The sequence below is a fragment of the Acinetobacter sp. Ag2 genome (assembly GCF_001005515.1).
Classification (GTDB): Bacteria; Pseudomonadota; Gammaproteobacteria; order Pseudomonadales; family Moraxellaceae; genus Acinetobacter; species Acinetobacter bereziniae.
On the sequence record NZ_LBNA01000041.1, the window covers coordinates 47,491 to 61,835 of the forward strand.

Consider the following 14,345-nt stretch of genomic DNA (forward strand, 5'->3'; position numbering starts at 1 on the left):
CTTACTTATTTTTTAAACGTCTATAACCAGCTAATCCAATAAGACCTACGATAGAGAAAAACCCTAAACTTCCGCCAGATGTTTTGACTTTATAATCTTTAAAATCATCAGGTTTTCTTTGTACAACTCGTGCAGGTATCGTGATATAAGGGTTATCTGATTTATTAAAACTTGTTGTGGATGTCACTACACTAATTTTAAATTCATCTGAACCTTGCCAATTCCCATTCGGGGTATAAACCAGATCACCCGCTTGATCAATCACTAAGCTACCCTTAGACGGTGTATTGGTTTGCACTGTTTTAAGACAACCGATTTGCCATGGTTTACCATTGTCATCCACATCTCGATTGAAGATCTGTTTACATTTTTCAGGGCTCACCAACTCCCCATCTTGCAACTGATCAGCAATGGAAAATTTAGCTTTTTCACCATACAGAATGTCTTGTCCAACGAGAGAGATATTACTCGTGTCAATCACCAATTCAACTGAACCACGATCACACAATTCAGCATTTATGTCTCTATTCTTGCCACGCTGGTCAGTTGCTGAGCATGACAATATTTTATCTTGTGCTGCAGGTCCATGATTAATAATCAACGAGTCTTCTGCTGAATTATAGCTCGGTAAAATTCTTGGTAAAAAATATCCTAAGGCAATCGTAGGAGACTCTGCAAAAGGACATAAAATACCATTGCTACTATAGTCACATTTACCTTCAGTTGTTGCGCCTGCAATCAGTTGAGCATTCCCCATTGCAGTCGATTTAAACCCAGCACAGCCTGATGAGTAGAGGTTATTACTGATTTGCTCAGCTTCTCCACCAGCCACCACAGTACAATCTTGTGCACCATTTTGCGCAATAATACTATTGGCAACATAACCCTTCTTCTGCGGTGCATTCACAATCAAACCCATACTATTTAAAATCATGGTGATGTTATTAACTTGCATCGCATCATAAATTTTAATCACATAGCCTTTATTGTTAAAAATCGTGCTGTTTACGACTCCAAACAAAACAGAAGCACCTATCGCTTTTAATGCATCTTCTGAAAATTGATTTTGTGTTTCAAAATTTGAACTGCTACTGTTGCTTGTTTCATTGTCTCGAATCAATGATTGAGAAATAACAAATGATGGCAGCTCAGTATAAATGACGCCTCCCTCTGCTGCCTTATTGCCTTTAATTAAAGTTTTTGACAATACCACAGAACTGAGCGCGGTATTTGCGCTATATATACCCGCATTATAAATTGCGCCACCTTGTCGGGCAGAACCATCTAAAAGCTGACCGTTACTGATACCCAACGATTCTTTGTTATAAATCAAACCACCTTGATCCGCACAATTCGACTGCCCGCATCCTTTTAAAGTGATCTCATCAAAAGCAACACTAAGCATTGCAGGAGGAGTGGTTGCGTTTGGATCAATTGCTTTTTCAATTCGAAATAAACGGTCTTTACCTACCATTTTAATGATGGCATTTCTTCGTCCAACAATAGACTCAGTATCATTAACATTGGTTTGATAATCGGAGCCAAATGCCACATCTTTTAAAATATGTATTTGGCTATTCAGTGAATATTCTTTATTTGCCTGCAACATGATTTTTGCTGTTGCATCTTTACCACCACATCCGTTATAGCCAGCTTCAGGCATGCCCTGATTGACGTATTCAACTGCTTCCCTTAATGAACACTGATCGTCTGCTTTTACAATATCATCTGTTGTAGTGACAGTAATATTTGCACTGAATGCATGACCAGTAATACATAATAATCCTAAGCCTATGCCCCGTTTGAGCATTATAGTCTCCTTGATTTCTTTTAATTATTTCTTATTAGCCAGCATAATGCTTTGCTATCAGTCCTTTTTGCGTACTTTGTCACAGCTAATAAAAATTCTCAAGAATTTTTATTTATACGCTGTCGATCACATATCAGATTAAAGATAGATCAAAAATCACTATAAAATACAAATAATTATTGTCTATACTCATCAATCAATGCATAGAGTTGCCTTAGTGTCGCATGAGATAATTTAGTTTTCTCACCCTTCAATAATTTTTCTAGTTGATCAACAGATTGCAGTAGTGTACTCGTTTGATGTGGTCCATGTAATAGCAAATATTCCGTTATTTGCGGGTCAAAATGTACACCCCGACGTTCCAGAACAGAATGTAATAATGCATGACGATCTGCATAAGACTGCCCACTCGGTACTTTTACACTTACTGCTTGGGTTAAACGTGATTGTAAATCAGGAAGTTCGAGCTTTAATTCAATCGGCGCAAATCTCGATGAGAATACCAACTGCCCGCCATCTTCATTATTATTATTGATTAAATGGAAAACTGCTTTTTGCCAATGTGGCACACCACTGATCGCCTCAATATCATCTAAGGCAACCAGATCATAACTTTCAAGGGAAGTAATTGCTTCTATGGGAGCGTCCAACAACTCCAGTAAAGATACTTTTATTGCAGACTTACCAATTTCTAAATAAGAATCACAAATTGCAGAGAGTAAATGGCTTTTTCCAGTTCCAGCACCACCATAGATATAGAAACGATTCATCAAGCCCGCATGAAGCTGACGCACAGCATCAATTACAGGTCCCCAACCCGGTCCAGAAAAATCACTAATTCTGGCATCCAGTTGTGGTTCTATATCCAACTGTAATTGACGCATATATTCAAATCATTCCTAAAGTGGATTTTGATCAGTTTTAATCGATTCATCAGTATCTTGCGTGTTTTTTACTTCAATATCAAGATCAACTTGATCGCTTTCAACCGAAATTGTCTCAGAACTTCCAGTATTTTGTATGGTGACCAGTGTACTTTCTGACTTATAGAATTGACTGCTTTGATATAACTCTTTGAGATGTTTCAGTAAAACGACGATCACCGCAGCAACAGGAAGCGCAATCAACATCCCAACAAAGCCGCCTAATTGCGCACCAGCAAGTACCGCAAAAACCACAGCGACTGGTGATAAACCAATTTTATCCCCAAGAAGGAAAGGTTGCAGAATGTATCCTTCGATCAATTGCCCAACACCAAATACCGCTAAAACCATCAATAAATGTTTTACATCAAGACCAAATTGGAAGAAACAGGCAATAATGGCGGCAATAATACCTACACCAAAACCCAAATACGGAATAATGCTGCATAGACCTGCAATCATCCCAATAATCAATCCGACTTCCAATCCAACCAACTGTAAGCCAACGGCATATACGATGCCCAACAAGACCATGACTAAAAATTGACCTTTGACAAAAGCTCCCAAAACACTATGACATTCAGCAACGATGTTTAGAACGCTGTTTTCATATTGGCGCGGAATAAATCCCTTCATGCTTTCTAACATGCGGTTCCAATCGAGCAAGAAATAAAATGCGATAATTGGAATTAAAACAATCGTACCGCCAATCGAAATAAAACTTAATCCAGACTGCGCGATTTTTAACGCCATCGATTGAATACTGTCTGCACTATAGTTGGTTTGTACATAGTCCATGACCACTTTAGAAATCTGGTCTGTATCAAGCTCCATGTGCTCTACATTAAAATTATTGGATAACCACGGTAAAAAAGTCGCATTCACCCAATGAATTCCAGCAGGAATACTGTCGCGCGCATAGATTAATTGTTTCCAAACCAAAGGCACCACAAACCAAATTGCCCAAGTCAGCAATACACCTATTCCGATAAATACCACTGAAATAGACAGCCAGCGTGGTAAAAATTTAGTCAGCTTTTCAACTACTGGGCTAAACAGATAAGCGACCAGAAATGCAGCGACAAATGGAATCACGACTGGTTTCAGTAAGTACAAAATCCATAGAACAAAAGCGATTGCAGCAAGAATAAAAATTCGTTTTAAAGTCCGATCATGCATCGAATCACGCCTTTTTCAAATTTAATCATTATTGAGAGTAAAATATTTTAATAAAGATAACATTTTGGCGCATAAATAACATAAGAGTTTCGTATATTCAGGTATAATCCTCGCGCGAATGCGGAGACTTCAATTATGAGCAACTCAACTTCTACCCCAAACACTGGTTTAAGCTATAAAGACGCTGGTGTCGATATTGAAGCGGGCGACGCACTTGTCGATCGAATCAAATCAGTCGCTAAACGCACAACACGCCCTGAAGTAATGGGTGGTTTAGGCGGCTTCGGTGCACTTTGCAAAATTCCTAAAGGTTATGAAGAACCAGTTCTTGTATCAGGTACAGATGGTGTCGGTACAAAACTACGTTTAGCATTAAACTTAAACCGTCATGACACAATTGGTCAAGACTTGGTTGCAATGTGTGTAAACGACCTTTTAGTGTGTGGTGCAGAACCTTTATTCTTCCTTGATTATTATGCAACAGGTCATCTCAATGTTGATGTTGCTGCAAATGTAGTGACTGGTATTGGTCAAGGCTGTGAACTTGCAGGCTGTGCTTTAGTCGGCGGTGAAACTGCTGAAATGCCAGGAATGTATGAAGGCGAAGACTATGATCTTGCAGGTTTTTCTGTAGGTGTTGTTGAAGCAAGCAAAATTATTGATGGCTCTAAAGTTAAAGCGGGTGACGTTTTGATTGGTTTAGCATCTTCTGGTGCGCACTCAAATGGTTACTCTTTGCTTCGTAAAATTCTGGATGTGAAAAACGTTGATTTAACACAAATCATTGATGGTCGCCCACTTGCAGATGTTGCAATGGAACCAACGCGTATTTATGTTAAGCCAGTTCTTGAACTTTGCAAGCAAGTTGATGTACATGCCATGGCTCATATTACCGGTGGTGGCTTACCGGGTAACTTACCACGTGTACTTCCAAACGGTGCTCAGGCTGTAATCAATGAGTCTTCATGGGAATGGCCTGAACTGTTCAAACTTTTACAACGTGAAGGTGGTGTTGAACAATTTGAGATGTACCGCACTTTCAACTGTGGCGTGGGCATGGTGATTGCCGTTGATGCGAATGATGCAGATAAAACCATTGAAGTGTTGACCGCTCAAGGCGAAAAAGCTTGGAAAATTGGTCATATTCAGGAAAATCCAGCTTCTGTTGAAGGCGCTGACGAAAAAATTCGTGTCATTTTTGCCTAAGTTTTCGCATGATTAAAATTGCTGTACTTGTTTCAGGCAGTGGAAGTAATCTACAAGCCTTGATTGATGCCAATCTTTCAGGGCAAATTGTCGGGGTAATTTCCAATAAACCTGAAGCATATGCTTTAGAGCGCGCGACAAAAGCAGGTATTGCGACTCGTGTAATTGAACATAAAAATTATCCTAATCGTGAAACATTTGATGATGTTATGCATCAGCAATTAAAAGATTGGGATGTTGATTTGGTCATTCTCGCGGGTTTTATGCGCATTTTGAGTGCTCCATTTGTAAATGCTTGGCAAGGTAAAATGGTGAATATCCACCCTTCTCTCTTACCAAACTATAAAGGTATGCATACCCATGAACGTGTTTTAAAAACTGGGGATGTGTGGCATGGTTGTACTGTGCATTATGTCACCGCTGAATTGGATGCAGGTCAGGCGTTAACACAAGGCATTTTAAAAGTTGATTTGCATGACAATGTACAATCTCTTGCAGCACGTGTACATGTTCTTGAACATTTAATTTATCCTCAAGCCGTTGAGTGGATCTGTAATGGCACCCTTCAACATTTGGATAATGGTCAAGTGTTATATAAAGGGCAAATGCTTGAAAAACCAATTCAGTTCTGTCAGTTTTAAACAACTTTTAGGTTGAAATATGCTCCAAAAATGCATCTTAGGATGCATTTTTTATTGCTCAACATCATTCAATTCAAAATTATAAATTTCCAAAACAAATTCAATACGCATGTAATCGTCTGTCTACAGAAAAATCTATATCCCCTTAAAGCAATTATTTTTTTCGTATCAATTGCTTGACGAGTTCAACTGTTTCAACTGGATGCTCCAAAGGAAACATATGTCCCCCTGATGTGACTGTAAAAGGAATATTAAATTTCTTTTTCACGATTTGAGGAAATTTACGTTTTAAAAATGGACTCTCTGAACCAATCACCAAATCTACAGGTATTTGCGGTTGTGGATGCGGCAACCACCAATAAGATGGACCACTTCTAAAAATTGCAACTTCCACATCTTTAGGAATGGTTAAAGTGACTCCACCTCGCACATGATCTTCCGTTAAGGCATGATCAATATATGCTTGAAAACAATCTCCATCAAAATGCTGATAAAAACCTTTGGGTCTCAGTAGCTCTGCTGCTTGTTGACGTGATTCCCAATGATCTCGTCGACGTAAGCTTAAATGCGCTGGGGTAATTTGATCGACTTTTTTTGGAAAAAAAGTTTTTGCAAGATTAAAAAATAAAGAGGCTTTCCCCATAATTAAAGGGGGATCTAGCAAAATCGCTTGCTCAAATAAATCTGGGCGCTTAAACGAAGCTAAAAATGTCGCAACAGAGCCTAAAGAATGCCCTAGCCCAATGACTTTACGACCATTGGATTGTTGCACAATGCTATCAATCACTTGATCAGCAAAGTTAGACCAATTGTTATCGATCGGATAACGTTGATCAGTTCCCAGTAAAGAGACATAAATGACATCATATTGATCTTTTAACAAATCAAACAGTTTTGTATATACCTTTGAAGGTACACCGTTGGCATGAGCAAAGTGAATAACAGGTTTCATCTGAGATAAGCGAGTCATGTGTTCCTTTTACATTCAAAAATCTAGGCAATTGAAAACACTGTATAGGATAACTTGGCTTGCGTTAAACACTTTTTTTAGACTGTTTAGATTATTCTTTTGAATTCAGTTTAAATCTATTGATAATAAATGAAGATAGGAAAACTTTGATTTTGCTTAATTTTCTTTCATTAACTGGTGGTGTTGATCATCGAGGGACTATTCAGTATTTGTATATTTTTAACTATTGATCAAACATGGTTGGTTTTTCTCTGATCGCATTAAATTTGTATAAACATGAAAGATTGGCTTTTTATAGTATGGTTTTCACGCTGTAAAGCGTGATCAATCACAGATCACGCTTTACATATCAAGTATTTAAAACTATTGCATTTTAACATCTTGGTTGGTACCCAGTTTTTGGTTAATTGCCTCACCGAGACCATGCCCCATTTCTGAACCCATACGTCCGATAATTGAATCAAATGGACTCCGTTCAACTGTGTAATTCACTGTTTTTTTGACTTTTAACTCACGTTTTAAACTTTCAATATTGCCGGCTTTATCGGCGATACCGAGTTTGATTGCTTGCTCACCTGTCCAGAATAAGCCAGAAAAAATTGCAGGGTCTTGCGACTTCAACTTGGCACCACGACCTTGTTTTACAGCATCAATAAAATGATCATGGACATTGTCTAATAATGCTTGAATATGTGCACGTTGTTCAGGGTTAATTGGCTTGGTCATACTCAAAATGTCTTTATTATTACCAGACGTCATCGTACGATCTTCAACGCCTAACTTCTGGGCTAAACCACTGACCCCATAGTTAGGCATAATGACACCAATAGAGCCAACCAAACTTGATGGATTTACCCAAATCTCATCAGCAGCAGAAGCAATATAGTAAGCACCTGAAGCCCCCATATCACCAATCACCGCATAGACTTTTTTATCAGGATTCTGCTTTTTAAGATACTGAATTTCCTGCCAAATATCATCAGATTGAACAGGAGACCCACCAGGTGAGTTCACATTCAATACCACAGCTTTTGCTGATTTTGCTTCAAATGCTTTCTTTAACGATTTGATCGTATCAGTACTATTAACACCCTGACTACTTGAGTCAATTGTGCCCACAATATTGACCACGCCTAAATGATTTTCAGAGGTCATTGAAGCATCATCCGCACTGGATAAAGAACAACTTTTTACTAATGCAACCAAAACAAAGAGAATGTAAAGAAAAGTCAGAATTTTGAAGAAAATTCCCCAACGTCGACTACGGCGCTGTTCCTCTACAGAGGCAAGAACTGCTTTTTCTAAGATCTTCCATTCCTGCCCTGTAGGTTGCTGACCTACATTCGAGTTTAAATTTGTATTGTCATTTTGAGGTTTAGGTGGCCAATCGGACATTTATACCATCCAAATTAATTATTCATGCTTCATTATATACACGGAATCCGTATAATCTATTTAATCATTACGATTTAACTTATAATATTTCGCTAAATCTTAAAATTAGGGCTTATTGATATAGTGTAGTGGCTTGCAAAAGCCTGCTAAAACCAAGTTTACCCTATTCACCTCAGTAATAAATTCTTGATCCAGATGACTGATAAACATAAAACCATAACCACGCGATTGCTCAATTTCTTCAGCCAGCTTCCTATTCCTGTGGCTCGTTTTATTGCCCGAATTTTAGCTGGATTAGTGAATTTGTTACGTATCACCAAGACATCTGAAACTATTCGTCTCAATGTCGAAATATGCTTTCCGGAATTAGACAAAGCGCAACGCGAAAGAATTACAGAACACGCCATTCGCAATGAATTACAGTCTTATATGGAGTTTTTTACCGTTTGGGGTGGATCAAATCAAAAAAATATTGATCGTATTCATCATATACAAGGTGAACATTATTTTCATGATGCCATTGCAGCAGGTAAAGGCTTAGTACTAATCGTGCCGCATTTTGGAACTTGGGAAGTTATGAATGCTTGGTTTGCACAATACACTCAAATGACCATCATGTATGAACCGATCAAAGATGTCAGTGCCGATAATTTTGTACGTGCTGCACGAAGTCGTGAAAATGCTACCCTTGTACCCACGGATGAATCAGGTGTGCGTCAAATTTTTAGAGCCTTGAAACAAGGTGGAACAACCGTAATTCTGCCTGATCATACCCCTCATCAGGGAGGTGAACTGATTGAGTACTTTGGTATTCCTCTTTCTTCAAGCAATTTAAGTGCTAAATTGATTCAAAAAACCAAAGCCAAAGCACTGTTCTTATATGCCATCAGAAATGACAATCAAGGTTTTGACATGGTCATTCAACCTATTGATGAAGAAATCTATCAAGTCGATGCCAACCAAGGCACACGAATGATTTATCAATTATTGGAACAGCTTATTTGCCGATATCCCGAACATTATCATTGGAGTTATAAACGCTTTAAGGCCCATCCACTGCTTAAACAGATTTATAATGTTCCAAATAAAGAAGCAATGGAAATGGCAAAGCTCATCCGCAATGGCTCAACTTTCAGCCCTGCCCAGCCATTTTAGCCTGTCACGAAAACTGTTTATTTTCATTTCTCCATGGCGATCAAGATCAATTTGAATAGTGCCCTGTTGACTGGTAGATTTTAGTGGAATATTCAAATGAGCCAGACGTTTTAATACGATCGGATGAGGGTGACCATAACGATTGTTGTATCCTGCCGATACGATAGCAAGTTTAGGCTGTAGTTGTTTTAAAAAGGCATAAGAAGAACTGTTCTGACTACCATGATGTCCCAATACAAGCACATCTACGTTCAACTCAGGATATTGTTGTAATAAATTAAACTCAGTTTCCCAACCTGCATCACCCATCAGCAAAAAGTTTTGATAGGACTTTGATTGTGGTACTTGAATATAGACCACACAGGACTGTTCATTTTTATTATATGCCACCTGACTGAGTTTATTCTGGGCAGGCGATAATATCGAAATACGAATCTCACCATATTGCCAGACTTGTCCTTGCTGACAATATTCAAATGAGTACGGTTTAAAACCTTCATGCTGTTCATTGGAAAAAACTTTATCAATCTTGATCTGCTTTGCAATCTGTGTAAATGCCCCACTATGATCTTGATCTAGATGGGTTAAAATCACTTGATCAAGCTGGCTAACCCCTTGTCGCATCAGATAAGGTAACATCACCTGTTGCCCGATGCTCAATTGAGTTTCATCCCATGAACCGCCAGTATCAATCAGCATGTTATGTTGGGGTAATCTGATAAGCACGGCCTGTCCCTGTCCAACATCTAGAACATTCAACTGAAAAATTGAAGCGCTTTGTTGAGGTAAAAATAACGGGCTTAAGCATAACAAAGCCCAAAATTTAGGAACTGTTCCTTGAGGAAGAAACACAATAAATATGGCAAATGCGATACATAAAATCTCGAGTTGGCTCAATGCCCACCAGCTCAACTCTCCCCCTAAAGATTGATCGAATAGTTCTAATACTGTGACCAAAATCGAAAGAAGCAGATCAGAAAACTGAAATATCCATAATCCAAGAGACTCAGAAAAAAAACTCAAAGAGGCTGCGATTATTTCAACAGGTACAATCAACGCCATCATTGGAATTGCAATCAAATTACTCAGGGGTGCAAGCCAAGAGAATTGTTGAAAGACCCATAAAACCAATGGCATGAGTGCAATAAAAATTTTCCATTGAGATTCGATCAAGAGATAAATAAAACGTTTGCTTTGTGTTTTCCATGTATCAATCTGTTGTTGATCTTGTTGCTGAATCGTTTGATAAATTCGAATCAAAATAAAACATGTTCCAAAAGACAAGGCAAATGCTGCTGAAAGAATACTAAAAGGATCGAACAATAATAAAATGCTGGCAGCCAACAATAGATGTTTAAGCGGTTGAATTTTTTGTTTTAACAAAATGATCAAACTTAAAATGATGATCGTCAGCATGGTTCGAAGTGCTGGAATTTCAAAACCGACAAAAGCGGTATAAAACACCACACAGATTAAAAATGGGTAAACCAGTAAATACGGTCGTGGCACTTTTAAAAAGATAGCGGGGAAAATTTGCTTGATGACTACATTGAATAAAAAGCAAAAAAGTGTCGCAAAAATCAATACATGAGGACCCGAGATTGCCAATAGATGGGAAATTCCCATTTTTTTAAATAAATCTTGGATCGCACTGGGTAATAAACTTTCATCTCCTGTTAATAGTGCCAGTAATAATCCTTTATGCTGTAAAGACGAATGAGCAATTAAGTTCCTAAAATCGAATCTTAATTTTTCTATTTTCAATTGTGCTTGTTTCCACCATGTGTGTTGATGGTCAACAAATGCAGCATACCCCATCTGTTTAACCTCATCAGAATCAATGAGATCAATTGACTTGGGTTGCAATATACCCAAAATATTTTCTTGAATACTCCATTTTTCTTTATCGAATGTGCCGTCTACCGCATAGCCGTGGATGGGCTTAATTTGTCCAGTCACCCGATAGTACTGCCCTAGTTGTAAAAGCTCTGCTTGGGATGGATTGGCATATAGTATGAGTTGTGTGGTCTGTTTAGGTGCTAAAAGCTGAACTTTTTGTTGAATCGTAGCAGTATTTGAAAATTTTTCGCTAGATGTCGACGTTTTCTGTCTAACTTTATTGATGTGAGCAATATAGATAATTTGATCAATTTGATAGTGTGGTGTATCTCTTAACGTCAGTCGCTGCGACAATGCACTATCTGCATAATGCCAGCCGAGTAAACCACTGACTAAAGTGATTAAAGCTGTTTGAAGAAGCTTAAAATATACAGAGGTAATGATTTTATAGTTGAAATAATGACCTACAATCAGCAGAAGATTTGCTCCGATACCTAAACAAAGTAACAGATTAATATGTTGCGGCAACGGATATCCCATCAATGAAACACCCAATATCCATCCGATCAAGAGGCAATATAGAGACATATAATTGTTCGATTTTATTGTTTTCAGTATGTTGGTGTTGATTAAGCCCAATTTTTGAACTTAATCATGGATGATCAATATACACTTAAGATTCAATCATGAAAATGACTAAAAGCTTTATTCACCAACCCAAATACCATCTTGCATATGCAAAATACGATCTGCAGATTTTGCCAATTGCTCATCATGGGTCACGATTAACATTGCCATATTGAATTCCTCTCGTAAATCACGCAGTAACTCAAAAATAGATTTTGCTGTTTTTCGATCAAGATTACCTGTTGGCTCGTCCGCAAGCATCAACTTCGGCTGGGTCACCAAGGCACGCGCCAAAGCCACACGTTGACGTTCACCACCGGATAGCTCCCCAGGTTGATGCGTTAATCGGTGTGATAGCCCAACCCTTTCAAGCAAATACTCAGCGCGAGCTTTGACCTGTTTAAACTCGGCATCCTTTCTTAACATCAACGGCATCGCAACATTTTCAAGCGCAGTAAATTCTGGCAATAAATGATGAAATTGATAAACAAAACCTAAGTTTTCGTTGCGCAGAAAACCACGCTCGGCTTCACCTAAGTTGTCAAAACGTTTGCCATTGAGGTTGACCATGCCCTGAGTTGGACGATCTAAGCCCCCTAAAATATGCAATAAGGTACTTTTACCAGAACCACTTGAACCAACGATAGAAACAAATTCACCTTGATGGACCTGTAGGGACAAGTCTTTAATCACATCTACATGTGATTTCCCATCTGTAAACGATCTATAAATATTTTCCGCTTCGAGTACCACGGGTTGTACTGCACTATTCATAACGAAGCGCCTCCGCAGGTTGAATTTTGGCAGCACGCAATGCTGGATAAATAGTGGCAATAAAGCTTAGACCCAGTGATAGCGTCACAATAATCACAACATCTTGCCATCTTAAATATGATGGTAAATAGTTAATGAAGTAAGCATCAAAAAGATGTAAGCCAAATGCTGTATTAAGCCAACCGATAAAATTACTAATACCTAAAGCTGAGATTACCCCTAAAATTGCTCCAGTAACTGTACCAACAACACCAATCACTGTTCCCTGAACCATAAAAATTCGAGTAATAGTTGCTGGTGAAGCCCCCAGTGTTCTAAGAATCGCAATATCAGATTTCTTATCAGTCACCACCATCACCAATGAAGAAACGATATTGAATGCAGCCACCAAGACAATCAGAAAGAGCAATAAACTGACCATTGCCTTTTCCATTTGAATTGCACTAAACAAATTCCCATGTGTATACGTCCAGTCAGAAGCATAAAAACCACTTGGCAAATCACGCACAATTTCATTGGCAACTTGAGGTGCTTGGAAAATATCATCAAGCTTCATTCGAATCCCTTGCGCACCATCTGGAAGACGTAGCAAAGTCGAAGCATCATTTAATGCGATGTAACCCAAGCTAGAATCAACCTCTGCACCAATACTAAAAATTCCTACAATTTTAAAACGCTTAAAACGCGGAACAACGCCTGCTGGAGAGGGTGTTGCTTCAGGTAAAACCAAGGTGACATTGTCATTCAGACTTAAACCAAGTGCATCTGTCATTTGTTTACCTAAAACAATGCCATATTCACCTTTTTTCAGTTGATCTATGCTGCCTTCCACCATATGATTTTGAATAATTGAAACCTTTTTCTCATACTGAGGTTCAATCCCAGTCACCATGATGCCTGCAACTTGCCCCTGAGCAGTGAGCATGCCTTGTAATTGGGTAAATGGCGCAACACCAGTCACGTGTTGATGTTTTTCAATTTTTTTCGCAAGAACTGGCCAGTCTGTTAAAATTTGTGTTGAAGAAACAGTAGCTTGAGGTATCATACCTAAGACACGGTTCTTAAGCTCTCGGTCAAAACCATTCATAACAGATAAAACTGTAATCAGTACAGCAACCCCTAGGGTTAGACCGATCATGGAAACCAGAGCGATAAAAGAAATAAAGTGATTACTACGCCGCGCGCGAGTGTATCTCAACCCTATATACAGCGAGATTGGTTTAAACATACCATCTAGTCCGAGGTGTTTTATGGAAGCGTTACAGCAGCAAAATGAAATGATTGAACGTCGTGTCATGTCTCGAATTGATGCTGCATTGAGAATCAACTATCAAATCATTTCTGAAGAAGTTGCGCTGAACGATCCATATGATCCTAATTTTGTATTACCGCGCTATTTTCTACTACTTGCAGAATTAGATCAATTTGATCATGCACTTCACTACGAATTAGAACAATTAAATGAAAAAGATCAACAAATTGCTCGAATCTTATCCTTATTCAACCAAAAGTTAAACCTTATTACAGGGTCTCTTTACGATTCTATTGTACAAACCATGTTACCAACGCCACAAAACGTGAATTTTTCAGAAAGTGGCTTTAGTTTTATTAGTCAGCAATATCTTAAACAGGGCAGTTATATTCATGTGACCTTAAGTCACCCTGAAAATTTCTTTCATATTGCTGCCACAGCACAAATTGCATATTCGGAAACCGTTGAAAATGAACAGTATCGTGTAGGTGCTTATTTCATTACCTTACATCCGCAAGATAAAGTCAAACTTGCTGAATGTATTCAACAAAATACGATTTCATCCAGTGATTAA

At 38.4% G+C, this 14,345-nt stretch carries 12 protein-coding genes; 4 read left to right on the forward strand and 8 right to left on the reverse strand.

What is annotated here, in order from left to right:
- Nucleotide 1 precedes the first annotated feature (1 nt).
- From rbtA to cxpE, 3 genes are all read right to left on the reverse strand, one after another.
- Complete coding sequence (rbtA, locus tag AAV97_RS06825) at nt 2-1,810, reverse strand: rhombotarget A (RefSeq protein ID WP_009584874.1); 1,809 nt, start codon at nt 1,808-1,810, stop codon at nt 2-4.
- A 176-nt stretch (nt 1,811-1,986) separates the two neighbouring features.
- Nucleotides 1,987-2,694 (reverse strand): DnaA regulatory inactivator Hda, encoded by a 708-nt coding sequence (gene hda / locus AAV97_RS06830; RefSeq protein ID WP_004831456.1) that lies wholly within the window; start codon nt 2,692-2,694, stop codon nt 1,987-1,989.
- A 15-nt stretch (nt 2,695-2,709) separates the two neighbouring features.
- Nucleotides 2,710-3,912 (reverse strand): chloramphenicol efflux transporter CxpE, encoded by a 1,203-nt coding sequence (cxpE, locus tag AAV97_RS06835; protein ID WP_046760180.1) that lies wholly within the window; start codon nt 3,910-3,912, stop codon nt 2,710-2,712.
- A gap of 135 nt (nt 3,913-4,047) precedes the next feature.
- Between cxpE and purM the strand changes: the two genes are divergently transcribed.
- Nucleotides 4,048-5,118: a phosphoribosylformylglycinamidine cyclo-ligase gene (gene purM / locus AAV97_RS06840; RefSeq protein ID WP_004831458.1), complete on the forward strand. Its 1,071-nt coding sequence runs from the start codon at nt 4,048-4,050 to the stop codon at nt 5,116-5,118.
- An 8-nt stretch (nt 5,119-5,126) separates the two neighbouring features.
- On the forward strand, nt 5,127-5,759 hold the full coding sequence (gene purN / locus AAV97_RS06845) for a phosphoribosylglycinamide formyltransferase (RefSeq protein WP_005029963.1): 633 nt from the start codon (nt 5,127-5,129) through the stop codon (nt 5,757-5,759).
- 154 nt (nt 5,760-5,913) lie between these two features.
- On the opposite strand, the gene AAV97_RS06850 is transcribed toward purN, so the two are convergent.
- Both AAV97_RS06850 and sppA read right to left on the reverse strand, forming a co-directional pair.
- The gene (locus AAV97_RS06850) at nt 5,914-6,711 is read right to left on the reverse strand and encodes an alpha/beta hydrolase (protein ID WP_042090280.1); all 798 of its coding nucleotides are present in this window, start codon (nt 6,709-6,711) and stop codon (nt 5,914-5,916) included.
- Nucleotides 6,712-7,092: 381 nt separating this feature from the next.
- Entirely contained in the window at nt 7,093-8,124 is a 1,032-nt protein-coding gene (gene sppA / locus AAV97_RS06855) for a signal peptide peptidase SppA (RefSeq protein WP_004831461.1), read from the reverse strand.
- 195 nt (nt 8,125-8,319) lie between these two features.
- On the opposite strand from sppA, the gene AAV97_RS06860 reads away from it, so the two are divergent.
- Entirely contained in the window at nt 8,320-9,279 is a 960-nt protein-coding gene (locus AAV97_RS06860) for a lysophospholipid acyltransferase family protein (protein ID WP_046760181.1), read from the forward strand.
- On the opposite strand, the gene AAV97_RS06865 is transcribed toward AAV97_RS06860, so the two are convergent.
- The 3 genes from AAV97_RS06865 to AAV97_RS06875 form a co-directional block, all read right to left on the reverse strand.
- Nucleotides 9,250-11,706 carry a DNA internalization-related competence protein ComEC/Rec2 gene (locus AAV97_RS06865; protein WP_046760182.1) on the reverse strand — a complete coding sequence of 819 codons (2,457 nt, stop codon included), beginning with the start codon at nt 11,704-11,706 and terminating at the stop codon, nt 9,250-9,252. The two genes, AAV97_RS06860 and AAV97_RS06865, sit on opposite strands and share 30 nt — an antisense overlap.
- 117 nt (nt 11,707-11,823) lie before the next feature.
- Nucleotides 11,824-12,519, reverse strand: coding sequence for a lipoprotein-releasing ABC transporter ATP-binding protein LolD (gene lolD, locus AAV97_RS06870; protein WP_004831464.1), 696 nt, complete (start codon nt 12,517-12,519; stop codon nt 11,824-11,826).
- On the reverse strand, nt 12,512-13,747 hold the full coding sequence (locus tag AAV97_RS06875; RefSeq protein ID WP_004831465.1) for a lipoprotein-releasing ABC transporter permease subunit: 1,236 nt from the start codon (nt 13,745-13,747) through the stop codon (nt 12,512-12,514). Before AAV97_RS06875 ends, lolD begins: the two co-directional genes overlap by 8 nt.
- Before the next feature lie 22 nt (nt 13,748-13,769).
- Here AAV97_RS06875 and AAV97_RS06880 point away from each other — a divergent pair, with 22 nt between their 5' ends.
- On the forward strand, nt 13,770-14,345 hold the full coding sequence (locus tag AAV97_RS06880; protein ID WP_005029975.1) for a PilZ domain-containing protein: 576 nt from the start codon (nt 13,770-13,772) through the stop codon (nt 14,343-14,345).

What these genes read in the sequence shown, in the direction of transcription:
- rbtA (WP_009584874.1), bottom strand. Translation starts at nt 1,810, where the DNA reads ATGCTCAAACGGGGCATAGGCTTAGGATTATTATGTATTACTGGTCAT.
- hda (WP_004831456.1), bottom strand. Translation starts at nt 2,694, where the DNA reads ATGCGTCAATTACAGTTGGATATAGAACCACAACTGGATGCCAGAATT.
- cxpE (WP_046760180.1), bottom strand. Translation starts at nt 3,912, where the DNA reads ATGCATGATCGGACTTTAAAACGAATTTTTATTCTTGCTGCAATCGCT.
- purM (WP_004831458.1), top strand. Translation starts at nt 4,048, where the DNA reads ATGAGCAACTCAACTTCTACCCCAAACACTGGTTTAAGCTATAAAGAC.
- purN (WP_005029963.1), top strand. Translation starts at nt 5,127, where the DNA reads ATGATTAAAATTGCTGTACTTGTTTCAGGCAGTGGAAGTAATCTACAA.
- AAV97_RS06850 (WP_042090280.1), bottom strand. Translation starts at nt 6,711, where the DNA reads ATGAAACCTGTTATTCACTTTGCTCATGCCAACGGTGTACCTTCAAAG.
- sppA (WP_004831461.1), bottom strand. Translation starts at nt 8,124, where the DNA reads ATGTCCGATTGGCCACCTAAACCTCAAAATGACAATACAAATTTAAAC.
- AAV97_RS06860 (WP_046760181.1), top strand. Translation starts at nt 8,320, where the DNA reads ATGACTGATAAACATAAAACCATAACCACGCGATTGCTCAATTTCTTC.
- AAV97_RS06865 (WP_046760182.1), bottom strand. Translation starts at nt 11,706, where the DNA reads ATGTCTCTATATTGCCTCTTGATCGGATGGATATTGGGTGTTTCATTG.
- lolD (WP_004831464.1), bottom strand. Translation starts at nt 12,519, where the DNA reads ATGAATAGTGCAGTACAACCCGTGGTACTCGAAGCGGAAAATATTTAT.
- AAV97_RS06875 (WP_004831465.1), bottom strand. Translation starts at nt 13,747, where the DNA reads ATGTTTAAACCAATCTCGCTGTATATAGGGTTGAGATACACTCGCGCG.
- AAV97_RS06880 (WP_005029975.1), top strand. Translation starts at nt 13,770, where the DNA reads ATGGAAGCGTTACAGCAGCAAAATGAAATGATTGAACGTCGTGTCATG.